The sequence below is a fragment of the Pseudoalteromonas sp. HM-SA03 genome (genome assembly GCF_002289345.1).
Classification (GTDB): domain Bacteria; phylum Pseudomonadota; class Gammaproteobacteria; order Enterobacterales; family Alteromonadaceae; genus Pseudoalteromonas.
The window spans coordinates 14,752-28,907 of sequence record NZ_NSDG01000014.1 but is presented as its reverse complement, the minus strand read 5'-3'; the positions used below and the strand labels follow the sequence as shown (position 1 = coordinate 28,907).

Sequence of the window (14,156 nt, the reverse complement as noted above, 5' to 3'; positions counted from 1 at the left end):
CCATTAGAATACTAAATCGATACCAAAGCTCAACAGCTCAACTTTTTGATCTGTTAGCGTGTTATCGAATTGGTTTAGTTCAATTTTGAATGCAGCTGACGGATGGAAGTCATAACGTGCACCAATACTCCAAGTTTCTGATTCTGCACGTGCGTTCGCGAGTGTACTATTAACAAGTGTTCTTAAATAAGGTGCATTGGGATTGGTTGGATCGGTCGTGACCGGAATGGTTACACCATTTGGAGCGGTGATCGTGAGTGGAACAGAATTAAACTCGTCGCTCTCATTTTTATCTTCATTGTGTTCATAGGTTAGGTGGAGTGTCCACGCATCAATACGATAGCCAAGAGATGCATAGTATTGTTGTTGTTTAGCAAGTATGCTGTTATCCACGTCGAACTGAGTGTATTCTACATCGAACAAGATATCGTTATAGTCGATGGAAATACCAATCGCGGCAAAGTAAGCATCATCTTTATCGACTGCAATATCATCCGCTTGTTGAGTTAGCCCATAGCCAGTCAACCCTGCTAATAATCCAGATAATTCAGGGCTATTAGCTGCGCTAATACTTGCCTTGGTAGCAAAGTAAGCTGCACGCACACTGAACCAATCTCTGTTTAGTGTCCAGTTAATACCTACCGTGTTATTTAACTCAGCTTCATCTGAATAGGTGATAGCAACAATGTCGTCATCTACGCTACCCAGTGCCAACTGTACAGTGCTTTCCCACTCCCCTAATGTCGAGTTATGGATATAACTCAATCCATTATAGGTGCTAAAGCTTAGATTATATACCGATTGAGGTGGTTTAACCCAGCGGTACGCATAACCGACATCTAAGAAGTCAGAATAGCGATAGAATGGAATTCGCATTTTACCTGCGCTTATCTGCGAAGAATCTGAAATTGCATAAGTTAAGTATGCCCATTCAAATTCGGCATCAAAGTCATTCTGGCCACGACCTACGATTTGTGCTGTGGCTGTTAGACTTTCTTGTAGATCGGCGGAAAGTTGTAGGGCGAATAAGCTGCGGTTCTCCATATCAAAATCATTATCATAGCCATGTAGTGTGTCGTCACTATCTAGCGTTTGACCACCAATAATGGAAGCAAAACCATTAATTCTGATTTCAGCGACACTGTGAAAACTCACAGTCCCAAGCGCTACCGCTAATGCAATTGCAGATTTTTTCATACTGATCCCCATTTTCTTTGCAAAGAGTCGTGTCTGTAACACTCATTAAAAGCGCTGATACTGAGCTCAACAATAGTGTTACTTTTGTCTTAGAGATTAGAATAAAAACCAGAAATAACAAGTTATTAAGCAAAGTTAGTGCTTACGACCTGCATTGTTTAAGAAACCAAGTCTTGAGCCAAGTTAAGTTGGAGTTGTATGCCTATCTCATCAGACCAGTTTATTGTATCGCAAAATATTCTAAAAAGGTGAATAAAAAATAACGGCGGGAGTTAGAAAGTACTTGTATTTAAAAGAATATTAAGGAAATCTTTTTGCTAAAAAGAGCAAGCTATCGTTTGCTCTCGGTAATTTCCTCAGCCTGTACTTTGCAGGCATTATGCTGCTCAATACATTTATCAGTGCATATCTGTAAAGACATTGTTTCTGGTGTGTTTTGCATCTCACAGCTGCGTTCGCATTGATAATTCTGTTGTGCACACTGATTCAACTCAGGTGAGATAGAGTTACTGCATCCCAATAGGGTGGTAGAAAGTATTAACAAGGCGAACGCTATTTTCATTATTATTCCTTAGGCTGTGACTTGAATATTATCAATCAGTCTGACTTTGCCGAGGAAAGCTGCGGCAAGAATGACGAGTTGATTGTCTTCGAGTGTAGCAGGTTTCAAGCTATCTTTTTGGCAAATGTTAAAATAATCCAACTTTAAACCCGAATTATGCAGCATTTCTGTTGCATCTTTTGTTACCTTCGAAAAATCCTTTTCGCCATTCTCTATCGCGCCAGCTGCTGCTTTTAGTGCTTGAAAAAGTACTTTAGCAGTATCTTTTTCTGATTCTGAGAGATAACCATTACGTGAGCTCATCGCCAGTCCAGAAACTTCTCTTTGAGTCGCAACACCAATCACTTCAACAGGAATAGACAGGTCTTTGACCATGGTTTTGATAACCTGTAACTGTTGAAAGTCTTTTTCACCAAAGCAGGCAAAATCAGGTTGTACTAAGTTAAACAATTTAGTGACAACCGTTGCAACGCCACGAAAGTGTCCAGGGCGTGTGCCACCACAGTGTCCTTCAGATACCCCCGGCACATCAACAAAACTTTGTGCATTTAGGCCGTTAGGATATATGGTCTCAACGGTAGGCGTAAACACAATATCGGTTTCTAGTTCTGCAAGGCCTTGCTTGTCTTGCTCAAGCGTACGAGGGTAGCTGTCGAGGTCTTCGTTCGCACCAAATTGCATTGGGTTTACAAAGATACTGACAACGACTTTATCCGCTAGGGTTTTTGCTTTTTCTACTAAGGAAAAATGACCACGGTGAAGGTTGCCCATCGTTGGTACGAAGGCAATGCTCAACCCTTGTTGGCGCCAAGCTTTAATTTGGCTTCGTAACGATTTAATCTCAGTAACTGATTGCATGTTGTACTCTAACTCAATAATAACAATACTAATCCAAACAAAATGCTTGGATCAGACTCGGCGATAAGTATCGCTCATCGCAAATTTAATTAAATTCGTGATCAGGCCCCGGGAACTCACCTGATTGCACGTCTGCACAAAACTTTTTCACCGCTTCTGGCATGTTGCCAGTTTCGAGCAGGAAGTTCTTCGAGAACTTAGGGATATAGCCTGCAGAAATACCAACCAAGTCATGCATAACCAAAATTTGGCCATCGGTCTCTTTACCTGCGCCAATACCAATGACCGGAATTGCCACAGCATCGGTAATGCGTTTAGCCAGTGCTGAAGGCACACATTCAATCACAATCATTTGTGCACCAGCACGTTCTAACGCTTGTGCATCGGCTATCATTTTTTGCGCCTGAGCTTCTTCACGACCTTGAATTTTAAAGCCACCAAACACGTGTACTGATTGTGGTGTTAAACCTAAATGGCCACAAACTGGGATCCCTTGCTGAGTAAGCAGTGCAATGCTGTCGTAAAGCCATTCACCACCTTCAAGCTTAACCATGTTAGCACCAGAGCGCATTAAGGTAGCTGCATTCTGGCAGGCTGATTGCGGTTCTGAGTAGCTCATAAAAGGCATATCGGCGATAACGAATAGCTCTTTGCTACCAGCTCTTACACAGCGGGTATGATAGGCAATGTCATCCGTGGTAACGGCTAAAGTGTCTTCACCACCTTGTAAAACCATACCCAGAGAATCACCCACTAAGATGACATCTACGCCATTGTCGTGAAATAACTTTGCAAAACTTGCATCGTAAGCGGTGAGAGCGGTTATTTTTGTTCCTTCACGCTTCATTTTGGCAAGTGTTGAGACGGAAATTTTTGCCATGGTTAAACCCCTTGGATTGGTTTATTTGAGGATTGCTAATCCGTTAAGTGGTAACTTTTGTGTTAAAGAGTTAAGCTCAGTGCCATCAGGTAATTTGAGCTCTGGCTCTATCTCTAACAGCGGGTAGACGACAAACTCTCTTTCTTTCAAGCCATAATGCGGCACCGTTAGTCTATCGCTGTTAATGGTGTCGGTATTAAAAAGCAGAATATCTAAATCGAGTGTACGCGGTCCCCAGCGTTCAGCCTTGCGTACACGGCCATGTTCACGCTCTATTTGTTGCAACACATCGAGTAAAGATTCTGCTGTTAATGATGTCGCTAGTTTTACTACGGCATTCACATAATCAGGTTGATCTTGAGGGCCCATAGGTTTTGAGCCATACAGGCTAGAGTGCTGGACAAGCGAGAGGTCTGGGTGGGCGGCGAGCACATCGAGTGCTCGCTGTATTTGTGCCATCGGTTCGGATAGGTTTGCACCCAATCCAATGTACGCAATATTCATTTAATCTTCTTTTGGTTTTCTTTTTGGCTTACGTCTATTATAACGACGCTTAGGCTTGCTTTGGTTACCTAAGTTGCGAACCATGTCTTTTTGGCCGGTGACGTCATTCTTGAGGTAGTCAGTCCACCAAGCTGCAAGTTCTTCTTGCTCTTGTTCACCACTTTCAACACGCAATAATAGGAAATCATATGCGGCTTTGAATCTCGGCTGCAAGCTTAGGCGATATGCACGCTGCCCTGAACGTTTATCTAGGCGTTGTTGAATATGCCAGATATCTCGGGCACCTAAAGTAAAGCGTTTAGGCACAGCAACGTGTTTTGCATTCTCAGCAAGAACGTGATTGATGGCTTGCATAAAGGCATCGTATTCATTCATGCCTTCGGCCGCAAGTGCTTCGCTTTTAGCTAAAATAGGGAACCATAAAAGTGCTGCATAGATAAATGCTGGAGTTACTTTTTTATCTGCGTTGATACGGCTGTCCGTATTGGCAAACATTTGCTGAATAAAGCGACGCTCAAAGTCATTATCAGGCTGTGCTAGAATTTTATCTAGCGCTGGGAATAATTGGGCAAATAAGCCGTATTCACGCATCTGAAGAAAGTTCTCTTCCGCTTTACCATTTAAAAATAGTTTTAGCGTTTCTTCGAACAAACGCGCTGCGGGGATATGTCCAAGTAATGGCGCTAGTGCTTTAATCGGAGTGCGGGTCGGGGTAGCAATCTCCATATCTAGTTTGGTTGCAAAGCGAATAGCTCTTAGCATACGCACCGGATCTTCGCGATAGCGAGTTTCAGGATCGCCAATCAGCTCAATTTTACGCGCTTTAATGTCTGCAACACCACCGGCAAAGTCGCGTAGGGTAAAGTCATTAATCGAATAGTATAGCGCATTGATAGTAAAGTCGCGGCGCTCGGCATCTTCTTCGATACTGCCGTAAACATTGTCGCGTAATAGCTGCCCGTGTTCGCTGGCTTGACTTGTCGTGGCACAAGAGTCATCACTTTGGTGATGGCCACGCATGGTGGCAACTTCAATAATTTCCCGTCCAAAAACAATGTGTGCAAGGCGGAAACGACGACCTATTAAGCGACAGTTACGGAAGAGCTTTTTGATTTGTTCAGGTGTTGCATTGGTAACGACGTCAAAGTCTTTAGGCTCTATTCCTAGCATGATATCGCGGATACAACCACCAACTAGGTAGGCATCATAGCCACCGTCTTTTAAGCGATAGAGCACTTTGATAGCGTTAGGGCTAAATTGTTTACGAGATATACCATGCTCGCTGCGAGGAATTATCGCAGGTGTCGGGCTGGCCATTTTCACCGTCTCATCGCCTTTTCCAGTTACAAACTGGCGGCAAAAGTTTACAAGCTTGGAAATAATAACTCGTCTCCTGAGCAATCAAGTTTTCTATTCTAGTCGTTGTGAACCACTGCTTTTGTCTTAAAACAGGTCGCATTTAAGGCTCGCTATCATATACTCAAATGAGACTAAATTGAAGTACTTGAAAACAGTGGGCGAAAAGCAAAATCGCCATTTTCTAGAGAGTCTAGTTGAATTTCCTGTACTTTAGGAACGCTATCTAGACTAAAAATATCAATAGCGTGAGTCAGTAATGCGTCAACATCTTGATAATTATGGAGAGAATCAACCGGCACATGCAAATAACGCAGCGCGGCATAAAGGGTTGGTAGCGGGTTGCGGTTATCAATAGCTGGAGCATGATTTTGCTTAGATAACTTAAATCCGGGCTCTGCGACAGCCAGAGGCACGTGAGCGTACTCAGGTGATGGCTGATTGAGCTGTCGAAATAAACTAATTTGTCTTGCTGTGGGTTCTAGCAGATCGGCACCACGCACGATATGACTAATCTTTTGCTCTATGTCGTCAACTACCACCACCAATTGATAAGCAAATAAGCCGTCGCGGCGTTTAACGATGTAATCTTCATGCGCAATTGCTGAGGGAATGACAACCATGCCTTGTATTGCATCATTAAATTCAGTAACTGGACAGCGCTGCTGTAGGCGCAAAGCGTTATCTTGCCAATTTAGCGCTAAGGCTCTGCAATGATTGTTGTAAAATCCACCCATTACTTTAATTTGCTTTCTTGTACATTGACACGCATACACAAGAGAGTCTGATTTTAGTGTCGCCAAATAGGCTTGGTATAGGGCATGGTGCTGTGATTGATAGACAACCTTTTCATCCCAGTAAAGGCCGTATGCTTCAAGTGTGGTTAATATATTGTCGGCAGCACCCATAACTACACGCGGTGTGTCTATGTCTTCGATGCGAACGAGCCATTTACCTTGATTAGCTTTTGCGTCTAAATAGCTACTCAGGGCGGCTACAAGAGAGCCGAAATGAAGTGGACCGGAAGGCGAGGGAGCAAATCGACCGCGATAGCTCCCAGTTTGCTTTAAGCTTGGGGACACAGGGCTGAGATTATCCTCTGCCTTGTTGTTTTTCTTTGATTTCTGCGAGAGATTTACAATCAACGCAAAGATCAGCTGTTGGACGCGCTTCTAACCGGCGAATGCCGATTTCAATACCGCACGACTCACAAAAGCCAAAGTCATCATCTTCGATAAGTTGAAGTGTTTTCTCAATTTTCTTGATTAGCTTACGCTCGCGGTCGCGAGTACGCAGTTCAAGAGAAAACTCTTCTTCTTGCGCTGCACGGTCCACAGGATCAGGAAAGTTTGCCGCTTCGTCTTGCATGTGTGTCTTAGTACGGTCTACTTCATTACGTAGATCGGCACGCCATGCTTCTAATATCGCTTTGAAATGAGCACGTTGTGCTTCATTCATGTATTCTTCGCCTGGCTTTTCTTGATAAGGTTCTACACCGGCTTGAGCCAATAACCCTAGTTTTTTCTGGTCTGGCATACCATTCTCCTAAATCCTTAATACATAACCCCAGCTTTCGCCGGCGGGTATAAATAGCAAAATCTTTACCCCTTAGCAAACACTTTTTTACTGCAAATGTCAGCCACTTTTTTCAATGTTTAACTATTTGGGGGAGAAAACTATCACGGCTATATGTGGGCAGCATGAAAAAAGTCAAGCGTAATCAAAAGGAATTTCTTCAATTAATTGTACTTGGTTGTCGTCAATATGCGCTCGGTAAGCAATGATTTCTACTCCATGAGAAATTGCTTCTTTTACTAACGCTGCATATTTTTGATCGATATGGCTGGCTGGTTTGACACAATTTATCCCTGTATGGAGCGCGGCAAACAGTAACACCGCACGATGACCTTGTTGTTTAATGTGGATTAATTCTCTAAGATGTTTTTGACCTCTTAAGGTTTCTGCATCAGGGAAAAAACCTTGCTGTTGCTCAAGCAAAGTCACCGACTTTACTTCAACGTAGCAAAATTGCGAGGATTGTCCATTTTCGACGTTGCTCAACAAAATATCAATTCGACTATTTTCAGCCCCGTATTTCACCTCAGTTTGGAGTGTTTTGTAGCCTTGCAGTTGCGTTATTCTTCCTTGCTCAATGGCCTCTACAGACACTTTATTCGCCACCGCTGTATTTACACAAATAAAATGACCATCATTATCTTGCGTCAGCTCCAACGAATGAATGTACTTTCGTTTGGGGTTATCGCTGGTGGAGTAATAGGCCGTAAATCCCGGGTCTGCACAATTGGTCATTCTACCAGTATTGGCGCAGTGTACGGTGAATTCGTCACCACTTGGGGCGCGTAAATCGACAAGAAAGCGTTTATATCGTTTGAGCAAGGTTGCTTGTTGTAATTGCCTAGAAAACTTCATTGGTCGCTTTAGGTTGGGTGTATTTAGTGGCTAGTGTACACTTAACCACACTTACAAGCACAAGAGTGAAAAGAGAATGTCAGAGAAATTTATTGTACGACTGAGTGAAGACGCTAAACCAGAGTATTTATCTGCTGGTGCTGCATTGTCGTTTGAAAAGGACGGTGCTTTTATCCATTTACAACAAGACGAAACGCTGAAGAATATTCAAAAAGCGGCTCGTAGCATCGCACAACAAGGGATTAAACAAGTGCATCTAGAAGGTGACTTGTGGTGTACTGAATCTCAATGGGCTTTTTATCAAGGTTTTGTGTCACCAAAAGCATTAGATGGCGTGGTGTTTGTTGACAACGACCAGTCAAGTCTTAAAGAACTTGATGCATTAAAAGCGTCGGCAACATGGATGCGTCAGATGATCAACGGGACGGCCGAAGACATTTACCCTGAAAGCCTTGCAGGAAAAGCGGCTGAGTTTATTCAGTCATTAGCACCTGAGCATGTTAGTTATCAAATCATTAAAGGCGACGCGCTGTTGGAGCAGCAATGGATTGGTATCCATGAAGTAGGACGCGGCAGTGAGCGCCCCCCAGTGTTGCTTGAGCTTGACTACAACCCAACAGGTAATGATGACGCACCAGTTAGTGCGGCACTTGTGGGTAAAGGGATCACGTTTGACTCAGGTGGTTACTCCATTAAGCCAAGTGAAGGCATGCTTACGATGAAGTGTGATATGGGCGGGGCGGCAACCGTAACGGCTGGTTTAGCGCTGGCTATTCAACGTGGTTTTGACCGTCGTGTTAAGTTATTCCTGTGTTGTGCTGAGAACCTTATCTCAGGCCATGCCTATAAGTTAGGCGATATTCTTACCTACAAAAATGGTACCACAGTGGAAATCGTAAATACCGATGCAGAGGGTCGCTTGGTGCTTGCTGATGGCTTGATGGCTGCCGGTGAAACAGGCGCAGAGCTTATCATTGATGCCGCGACATTAACGGGCGCTGCGCTCGTTGCTGTAGGCCAAGAGTACAATGCGCTATTTGGTTTAGACAAAGCGCTTGTCGGTGATGTACAGCAGTTCGCGAGTGACGAATTTGAAGCCGCGTGGCCATTGCCTCTAGAAAAGTGGCACCAAAATAACTGTCCATCGCCTTATGCGGATACAGCTAACAGCCGGGCGCAAAAAGGTGGCGGCTTTGGTGGTGCATCAAATGCAGCGGGTTTCCTGTCTCGCTTTGTACCAAATGAAGGTCAAGGTTGGGTGCATATCGACCTTGCAGCTTCTTTCCAAAATAGCGCTGGTGGTCAATGGGCTGCGGGTGCAACGACGTTAGGTATGAGAACCGTAGCGAGAACGCTTCAAGAAAAAGCGTAATCATGTAGTTAGCTGAGTGTATTCAGCGGAATACACTCAGTTTATTACCACGTTTAAGACAATAGTGCCGCGGCGAGTCGCACAAAGTCTGATGATGTTAGTATTCCAACCAATTTGTTTTGCTCGTCTACCACAGGCATACAGCCATGGCGATTATCGACAAAAAAGCGCACCACATCTTGTAATGATTGATCCGGGCGCACGCTCGCAAAATCGGTCGCCATAATATCTCGTACTTTTGTTTGTTTCTCTTTTCTTGCAAGCGCATTGGCGCCGTAGGTTGCCATTATTCCCATTACCTTGGCGATCATAATTTTTTGCGTGAGCATACCAACCAAGACTCCCGCTTCGTCAATTACTGGGATGTGACGAACGTTTTTTTCTTTCATTAAATTATGCGCATCTTGCAAGGTATTTTCAGCAATCACTGCAAAAGGATCTGGGGTCATTAAATCAGCTACGGTTTGGGTCATCTGTTACTCCTTTTCACTCCATATGTTTATGTTGAGTTTAGCCTGATCTATTTGGCATGTATGGAATTGAGATCAAGTTTTGAACTATTTCTCGAAGAACTGCTCTTATGAAGATAACAATAAGAAAGGCTAACCCAATGAAAAAGTTACTGATGTTAGGTGCTGTTGCGAGCTTACTTTGCAACTCTGTTTTTGCCGCTGAGCGAAGTGTTGAATATGGAGAAATTAATCAAATTCTAGATTTAATCGCCAACAAAGCGCAGTCGCAATATATCTTGTCTAAATTTACAGTGGAAGTGAAGCAGCCTGATATCGCGCTAGAGGATGTTAAACTTTGGTTGGAGCAAGATGGCAATATCATTGCCAACGGCATCATAGACAAAGACGGCAATATTGATTTACCTATTCTCCAGCAGTTTCGTGCTGATAAAGTTAATTTAGTGATCAATCAAGAAAAAGATGCCGTTGCGATTATGGTCAATACGGATATAGCGCCGCTGACTAAGCAGCGGGTTATGTATCGCGATTTGTTTATTCTTTTAGAGGATATGGACGCTTTTGTTGAGTTGATGGCTGGTAGCTTGTCTTGGTTTGCTCCAAGCTTTGATGAACTAGAGTTTACATTTACCGAGCCTGCATCAATTCAGTTTGTGGATGCAAAAGGTAAAACCCAAAAGTTTGTGACGGATAATGAGTTTAAGATCCAAATCCCTAATAAGAAAAAGTGGATGAAGCAAAATCCATCCTTGCAATTTAGTGCCTTACCCACGCGGTTTGCGCCCATAGATTAGGGAAGAAAGTTCGTATGCCTGCTAGCAGGCGGGCATGTCTTTTTCCATCAGGTAGTTAGTTAACACTTCGCCACGAACCTTCACTTGTTGTTCCTTTATCACTTGGAAACCAAAATATTCAAAGAAAGGTTTAGCCGTTTTGCTAACATGGGAAAATAAGCGCGTTGTGTTGGTTATTTTGCTGTGTTCTAAGAGTGCGAGCATAAGTGCTTTACCTACGCCTTGGCCTTGATGTTCCGCATGGCAAAAAAAGTGATCAATAAGACCGTCAGCTTGGATGTCGGCAAAGCCAACAATTTTACCATTTAGTACGGCGACAAGGGGCTGATTGTTCCTTAATCGGTCTTGCCAGCCTTTATCGGCAACGTCGCTATGTGCCCATGCATTAACTTGGCTATTGGAGTAATGCTGTATATTTACCGAGCGTATTGTGTCAAACATAAGCTTGCGTAACACGGCTTCTTCGCCGCTTTGAAATTGTCTGATGATAATCATTGTTAATCTTTATTCTTGGAGTCTTAATTGTCCAGAAATAGCGTGTTGCTCAGCAATTTCTGCAAGTCGTACGTATTTTTGTTCAACCAGTTGAGACACGGGAACCAGTTTGGCATCAATACTTTCAAGCTCAGCTAACTTGGCTGCAAGAAATGCAGCGGTTTCCTTATATGGGTGCGCAATGATAATAACATGCTCGTGATTATCAAGTAGCTTAAGCATATGTTGCCACTGCTTGTTGAGTGCATCTGTGGATATGTCATTGTCCAGAAAGACCTGACGAGCGACGTTTTTTACGCCGTAAAGGTTGGCCGCATATTGGGCTTGACTGTGGCTAGTGGTACGGCTATCTAAAAAGTATAATCCGCGCTTTTTTAGTATTTCCATAGTCCATTTCATTGGCTCTATTTGTTCGGTTAATGCTGAGCCCATGTGATTGTTTACGCCTTTAACCTGAGGCAGTGTTGATAGTGCATTGCCAAGTGTCATTTGCAACTGCCATTTTTCCATATCGGTGGTTAATGCGCCCGGACCAAGGGCCTTTTCCGTGTCTTGTGCCTGCATTGGCACATGTAATAAAAGCTCGCGTTGTTGGCGGCTGGCTGCAAAGGCAAATTGTTGAGAAAAAGGCGTATGGGGCAGGATCGAAAAGGTGATCCCACCCGGTAAAGACAGCAACTCTAAGTCACGTTGGTGATTGCCAATATCGTCTATAACAATGGCAAACTGTTTTGCTGGCACTGCAAAGGTCATGCAGGCCAGTATTATCCCGATTATTTTTTTTAGCACACAAATTATTATTATAGTTTACAGCCCTACAGGGCTGTTTTTTATTTACTGTGATTGAACTAACGCCAGCGCCTTAGGCCAATGCGATGCTAGCTGCTCAATACCTGTTGTTTTGATTGATTCTTCACCAGTGATTATAGCGCTTTTATCCAACAGGGAAAGCGCTTGTTTGGTAAAATATACATCTGGCTCTATGCCTTTACCTTCAATTGATGTACCTGCTGGTGTGTAGTATCTCGCTGTCGTTAACTTTAATGCAGTAGTACCATTGCCAATTGGGATCAAGGATTGAACCGAGCCTTTACCATAAGAACGTAAGCCAACGACTAAGGCACGTTTATTATCCTTGAGTGCGGCGGCTAAAATCTCGGCCGCTGAAGCGGAATTATTGTTGATTAACACCAAAATAGGCTCACCATTGAGAATGTCTCCCCGCTTTGCAATGTAAGCCTGATTGGCGTCATAGAAGCGGCCTTTGGTCGTGACGATTGTGCCACTATCTAAAAAAAGATCTGAGATTGCCACTGCACTATTAAGTGTGCCACCGGGATTGTCACGTAAATCAATAACCAACTTTTTCAATGGACTGCCTAACTGTACTTGTAGTCGATTTATGTGTCTTGCAACGTCATGATAGGTATGATGATTAAAACTGTTGACGCTTAAAAAACCGGTTCCGTCGTTTAGCAGTTTACTGGCGACACTTTCAATGACTATCTCTTGGCGTTTAAGCTCAAGTGCAACCAGCTCGTCTTGCCTTAATACCACTAAATTGATGAGATTCTTATTTGCAGCTTTGAGTAGGGCAGACACTTCTTCTATCGATTTGCCCGCGACATTAGCGCCATTGATTGCGTGGAGTTTATCACCGCTCTCTATTCCTGCTTGGGCTGCTGGTGAATTGGGCAGGGTATCCAAAATAACCACGTAATTATCTTGCTCTTCGACTTCAATACCAAGCCCTGTGTATCGCCCATTTGCTGCACTGAAGATGGATTCCAAGTCTTCCTCGTTGAGGTATTTAGAGTAGGGATCTAAATTGTCAAAGAGGCTCGTGAGGTTGCCTGCGTTGTAGCGACTCAGAGGCAAGTCTTCAACATAATAGGTGTGAATATGATAGAGGATCTCATCGATTTCTTGAGCCGAAAACTTCTGTGTAGACGCGTGACTAACAGCGCTAAAACTTAACAAAAGTAGGAAGCCTAATAATGCAACATAGCGTGCTGCAAGCGCGTAAAAACGGGTTTGTCTATTCATGTGCTGCTCCTCATCAAGGTGCAGCACGGGTTATTCAGTTAACTGGATCTGCACCATTTTATCGGATCTACAGCGCTTCCCTTATGCCGTATTTCAAAGTATAGACCAGGATCTCTTTGTCCGCCGCTTTGTCCTACCAAAGCGATCACTTCACCACTGCGAACTTGATCGCCAACATCGCGAAGCAGCGTTTGTGCATGGCCGTATAGGCTCATAAAACCATGACCATGATCAAGCACAATAACCCAGCCAAAGCCATTTAACCAATCTGCATACACAACTTGACCGGGGGCGACACTCGCAATTTCAGCCCCTTCTTTTGCACCAATGAGGACGCCCTTCCAATTCATGCCAGCATGTTTGCTTTGGCCGAATTTATGCTTAATTCGACCTTTGGTTGGTAAACTCATTTTGCCTTTGAGTTTGGCTAATCCATCTAAACGTACTTCGGCTTCTCTTTGTGCCTTGGCAAGCTCTTCTAACGTTTGGATTAAGGTTTGTTCATTTTCTTTTAAATAAGCGATAGCAGAGCGTGTTTCACTGAGTTTGTTATTTAGGTTTGCAAGCTGGTTTTGACGTTCTTGCTGCGCCTTCTTGAGCACTTCCAAGCGTTCATTCTGATGGTTTTGTAGCGCTTTCAAGCGTGCTTGTGTTCTTGCTAACTCAGCTTGAGTCTGTGCCAATTCTTGGCCGATAGATTTGAGCTGTTCAAGTTGTTTAATGCGTGCTTTATTTAGGTAATCATAATAGGCAATGGTGCGCTCAAGCTTTGTTGCATGCTCTTGATTAAGTAACATTCTAGAATAATCATGAGAGCCCGTCATGTAGGCACTTTTTAGCTGAGCCGCAAGGATCTTTTCAAATTTCTTCTTGTCGTTTAACAGCGTGCTTTCTTGCTTTTTAAGTTCGGCCTGCTCGGTTTGGTTTTCTTTTATCCCCACTTCTGTGAGTGAGATTGCTTTGGCACTTTTGGCAATATCAAGTTCGAAGGCTTTGAGCTTTGCTTCGTGACTGTTAATTTTACCGCGTTGCTTTTCTAATGCTTGTTGGCTAGCTTTAAGCTGTTGCTGAACTTCGCTTAAGTCTTGTTTGGTTCTAGATTCGTTGGCAACAGCGGGCGCTGTTGTCATGAGTAACGCCGCACCGAGAAGTGCGGCATAGTGAAATGTCGTTTTTAACGGCATACAGGCAG

General features: G+C 43.6%; 16 protein-coding genes. 2 read left to right on the top strand and 14 right to left on the bottom strand.

Translation table 11 applies throughout. From position 1 onward, the window contains the following. Nucleotides 1-3: 3 nt before the first annotated feature. The 9 genes from CKO50_RS02135 to sfsA form a co-directional block, all read right to left on the bottom strand. Nucleotides 4-1,197 (bottom strand): porin, encoded by a 1,194-nt coding sequence (locus CKO50_RS02135; RefSeq protein ID WP_095726812.1) that lies wholly within the window; start codon nt 1,195-1,197, stop codon nt 4-6. 331 nt (nt 1,198-1,528) lie between these two features. Then, nucleotides 1,529-1,759 (bottom strand): hypothetical protein, encoded by a 231-nt coding sequence (locus CKO50_RS02125; RefSeq protein WP_095726810.1) that lies wholly within the window; start codon nt 1,757-1,759, stop codon nt 1,529-1,531. Nucleotides 1,760-1,768: 9 nt separating this feature from the next. Further along, nucleotides 1,769-2,617, bottom strand: a complete 849-nt coding sequence (panC, locus tag CKO50_RS02120) for a pantoate--beta-alanine ligase (protein ID WP_095726809.1) — start codon at nt 2,615-2,617, stop codon at nt 1,769-1,771. Nucleotides 2,618-2,702: 85 nt separating this feature from the next. Then, nucleotides 2,703-3,497 carry a 3-methyl-2-oxobutanoate hydroxymethyltransferase gene (panB, locus tag CKO50_RS02115; protein ID WP_095726808.1) on the bottom strand — a complete coding sequence of 265 codons (795 nt, stop codon included), beginning with the start codon at nt 3,495-3,497 and terminating at the stop codon, nt 2,703-2,705. Nucleotides 3,498-3,518: 21 nt separating this feature from the next. Next, a complete protein-coding gene (folK, locus tag CKO50_RS02110) occupies nt 3,519-4,001 on the bottom strand; it encodes a 2-amino-4-hydroxy-6-hydroxymethyldihydropteridine diphosphokinase (RefSeq protein ID WP_095726807.1) in 483 nt (160 codons plus the stop codon). Continuing rightward, nucleotides 4,002-5,318, bottom strand: a complete 1,317-nt coding sequence (pcnB, locus tag CKO50_RS02105) for a polynucleotide adenylyltransferase PcnB (protein ID WP_029215927.1) — start codon at nt 5,316-5,318, stop codon at nt 4,002-4,004. It abuts the gene before it with no gap. 173 nt (nt 5,319-5,491) lie between these two features. Further along, nucleotides 5,492-6,439 carry a tRNA glutamyl-Q(34) synthetase GluQRS gene (gluQRS, locus tag CKO50_RS02100; protein WP_095726806.1) on the bottom strand — a complete coding sequence of 316 codons (948 nt, stop codon included), beginning with the start codon at nt 6,437-6,439 and terminating at the stop codon, nt 5,492-5,494. Nucleotides 6,440-6,449: 10 nt separating this feature from the next. After that, the gene (dksA, locus tag CKO50_RS02095; protein WP_017216564.1) at nt 6,450-6,893 is read right to left on the bottom strand and encodes an RNA polymerase-binding protein DksA; all 444 of its coding nucleotides are present in this window, start codon (nt 6,891-6,893) and stop codon (nt 6,450-6,452) included. A gap of 174 nt (nt 6,894-7,067) precedes the next feature. Continuing rightward, nucleotides 7,068-7,787: a DNA/RNA nuclease SfsA gene (sfsA, locus tag CKO50_RS02090; protein ID WP_095726805.1), complete on the bottom strand. Its 720-nt coding sequence runs from the start codon at nt 7,785-7,787 to the stop codon at nt 7,068-7,070. A gap of 76 nt (nt 7,788-7,863) precedes the next feature. Here sfsA and pepB point away from each other — a divergent pair, with 76 nt between their 5' ends. Next, nucleotides 7,864-9,159 carry an aminopeptidase PepB gene (pepB, locus tag CKO50_RS02085; RefSeq protein ID WP_095726804.1) on the top strand — a complete coding sequence of 432 codons (1,296 nt, stop codon included), beginning with the start codon at nt 7,864-7,866 and terminating at the stop codon, nt 9,157-9,159. A 53-nt stretch (nt 9,160-9,212) separates the two neighbouring features. Here pepB and CKO50_RS02080 read toward each other — a convergent pair whose 3' ends face one another. Then, entirely contained in the window at nt 9,213-9,632 is a 420-nt protein-coding gene (locus CKO50_RS02080; protein WP_095726803.1) for an HPP family protein, read from the bottom strand. A gap of 137 nt (nt 9,633-9,769) precedes the next feature. On the opposite strand from CKO50_RS02080, the gene CKO50_RS02075 reads away from it, so the two are divergent. Beyond that, nucleotides 9,770-10,423 carry a DUF2987 domain-containing protein gene (locus CKO50_RS02075; RefSeq protein ID WP_095726802.1) on the top strand — a complete coding sequence of 218 codons (654 nt, stop codon included), beginning with the start codon at nt 9,770-9,772 and terminating at the stop codon, nt 10,421-10,423. Nucleotides 10,424-10,444: 21 nt separating this feature from the next. Here the strand turns inward: CKO50_RS02075 and CKO50_RS02070 are convergent, their stop codons facing one another. From CKO50_RS02070 to CKO50_RS02055, 4 genes are all read right to left on the bottom strand, one after another. After that, nucleotides 10,445-10,918 carry a GNAT family N-acetyltransferase gene (locus tag CKO50_RS02070; protein WP_095726801.1) on the bottom strand — a complete coding sequence of 158 codons (474 nt, stop codon included), beginning with the start codon at nt 10,916-10,918 and terminating at the stop codon, nt 10,445-10,447. Between the two features lie 9 nt (nt 10,919-10,927). Continuing rightward, nucleotides 10,928-11,671 (bottom strand): divergent polysaccharide deacetylase family protein, encoded by a 744-nt coding sequence (locus CKO50_RS02065; RefSeq protein ID WP_095726800.1) that lies wholly within the window; start codon nt 11,669-11,671, stop codon nt 10,928-10,930. 81 nt (nt 11,672-11,752) lie between these two features. Beyond that, nucleotides 11,753-12,964, bottom strand: coding sequence for a S41 family peptidase (locus CKO50_RS02060; RefSeq protein WP_095726799.1), 1,212 nt, complete (start codon nt 12,962-12,964; stop codon nt 11,753-11,755). A 38-nt stretch (nt 12,965-13,002) separates the two neighbouring features. Next, nucleotides 13,003-14,148 carry a murein hydrolase activator EnvC gene (locus CKO50_RS02055; RefSeq protein WP_095726798.1) on the bottom strand — a complete coding sequence of 382 codons (1,146 nt, stop codon included), beginning with the start codon at nt 14,146-14,148 and terminating at the stop codon, nt 13,003-13,005. Nucleotides 14,149-14,156 lie beyond the last annotated feature (8 nt).

Bases quoted from the DNA above. Each gene is read 5' to 3' on its own strand.
- CKO50_RS02125 (WP_095726810.1), bottom strand. From the start codon at position 1,759: ATGAAAATAGCGTTCGCCTTGTTAATACTTTCTACCACCCTATTGGGA.
- panC (WP_095726809.1), bottom strand. From the start codon at position 2,617: ATGCAATCAGTTACTGAGATTAAATCGTTACGAAGCCAAATTAAAGCT.
- pcnB (WP_029215927.1), bottom strand. From the start codon at position 5,318: ATGGCCAGCCCGACACCTGCGATAATTCCTCGCAGCGAGCATGGTATA.
- pepB (WP_095726804.1), top strand. From the start codon at position 7,864: ATGTCAGAGAAATTTATTGTACGACTGAGTGAAGACGCTAAACCAGAG.
- sfsA (WP_095726805.1), bottom strand. From the start codon at position 7,787: ATGAAGTTTTCTAGGCAATTACAACAAGCAACCTTGCTCAAACGATAT.
- dksA (WP_017216564.1), bottom strand. From the start codon at position 6,893: ATGCCAGACCAGAAAAAACTAGGGTTATTGGCTCAAGCCGGTGTAGAA.
- CKO50_RS02080 (WP_095726803.1), bottom strand. From the start codon at position 9,632: ATGACCCAAACCGTAGCTGATTTAATGACCCCAGATCCTTTTGCAGTG.
- CKO50_RS02075 (WP_095726802.1), top strand. From the start codon at position 9,770: ATGAAAAAGTTACTGATGTTAGGTGCTGTTGCGAGCTTACTTTGCAAC.
- CKO50_RS02060 (WP_095726799.1), bottom strand. From the start codon at position 12,964: ATGAATAGACAAACCCGTTTTTACGCGCTTGCAGCACGCTATGTTGCA.
- folK (WP_095726807.1), bottom strand. From the start codon at position 4,001: ATGAATATTGCGTACATTGGATTGGGTGCAAACCTATCCGAACCGATG.
- CKO50_RS02070 (WP_095726801.1), bottom strand. From the start codon at position 10,918: ATGATTATCATCAGACAATTTCAAAGCGGCGAAGAAGCCGTGTTACGC.
- CKO50_RS02135 (WP_095726812.1), bottom strand. From the start codon at position 1,197: ATGAAAAAATCTGCAATTGCATTAGCGGTAGCGCTTGGGACTGTGAGT.
- CKO50_RS02065 (WP_095726800.1), bottom strand. From the start codon at position 11,671: ATGACCTTTGCAGTGCCAGCAAAACAGTTTGCCATTGTTATAGACGAT.
- CKO50_RS02055 (WP_095726798.1), bottom strand. From the start codon at position 14,148: ATGCCGTTAAAAACGACATTTCACTATGCCGCACTTCTCGGTGCGGCG.
- panB (WP_095726808.1), bottom strand. From the start codon at position 3,497: ATGGCAAAAATTTCCGTCTCAACACTTGCCAAAATGAAGCGTGAAGGA.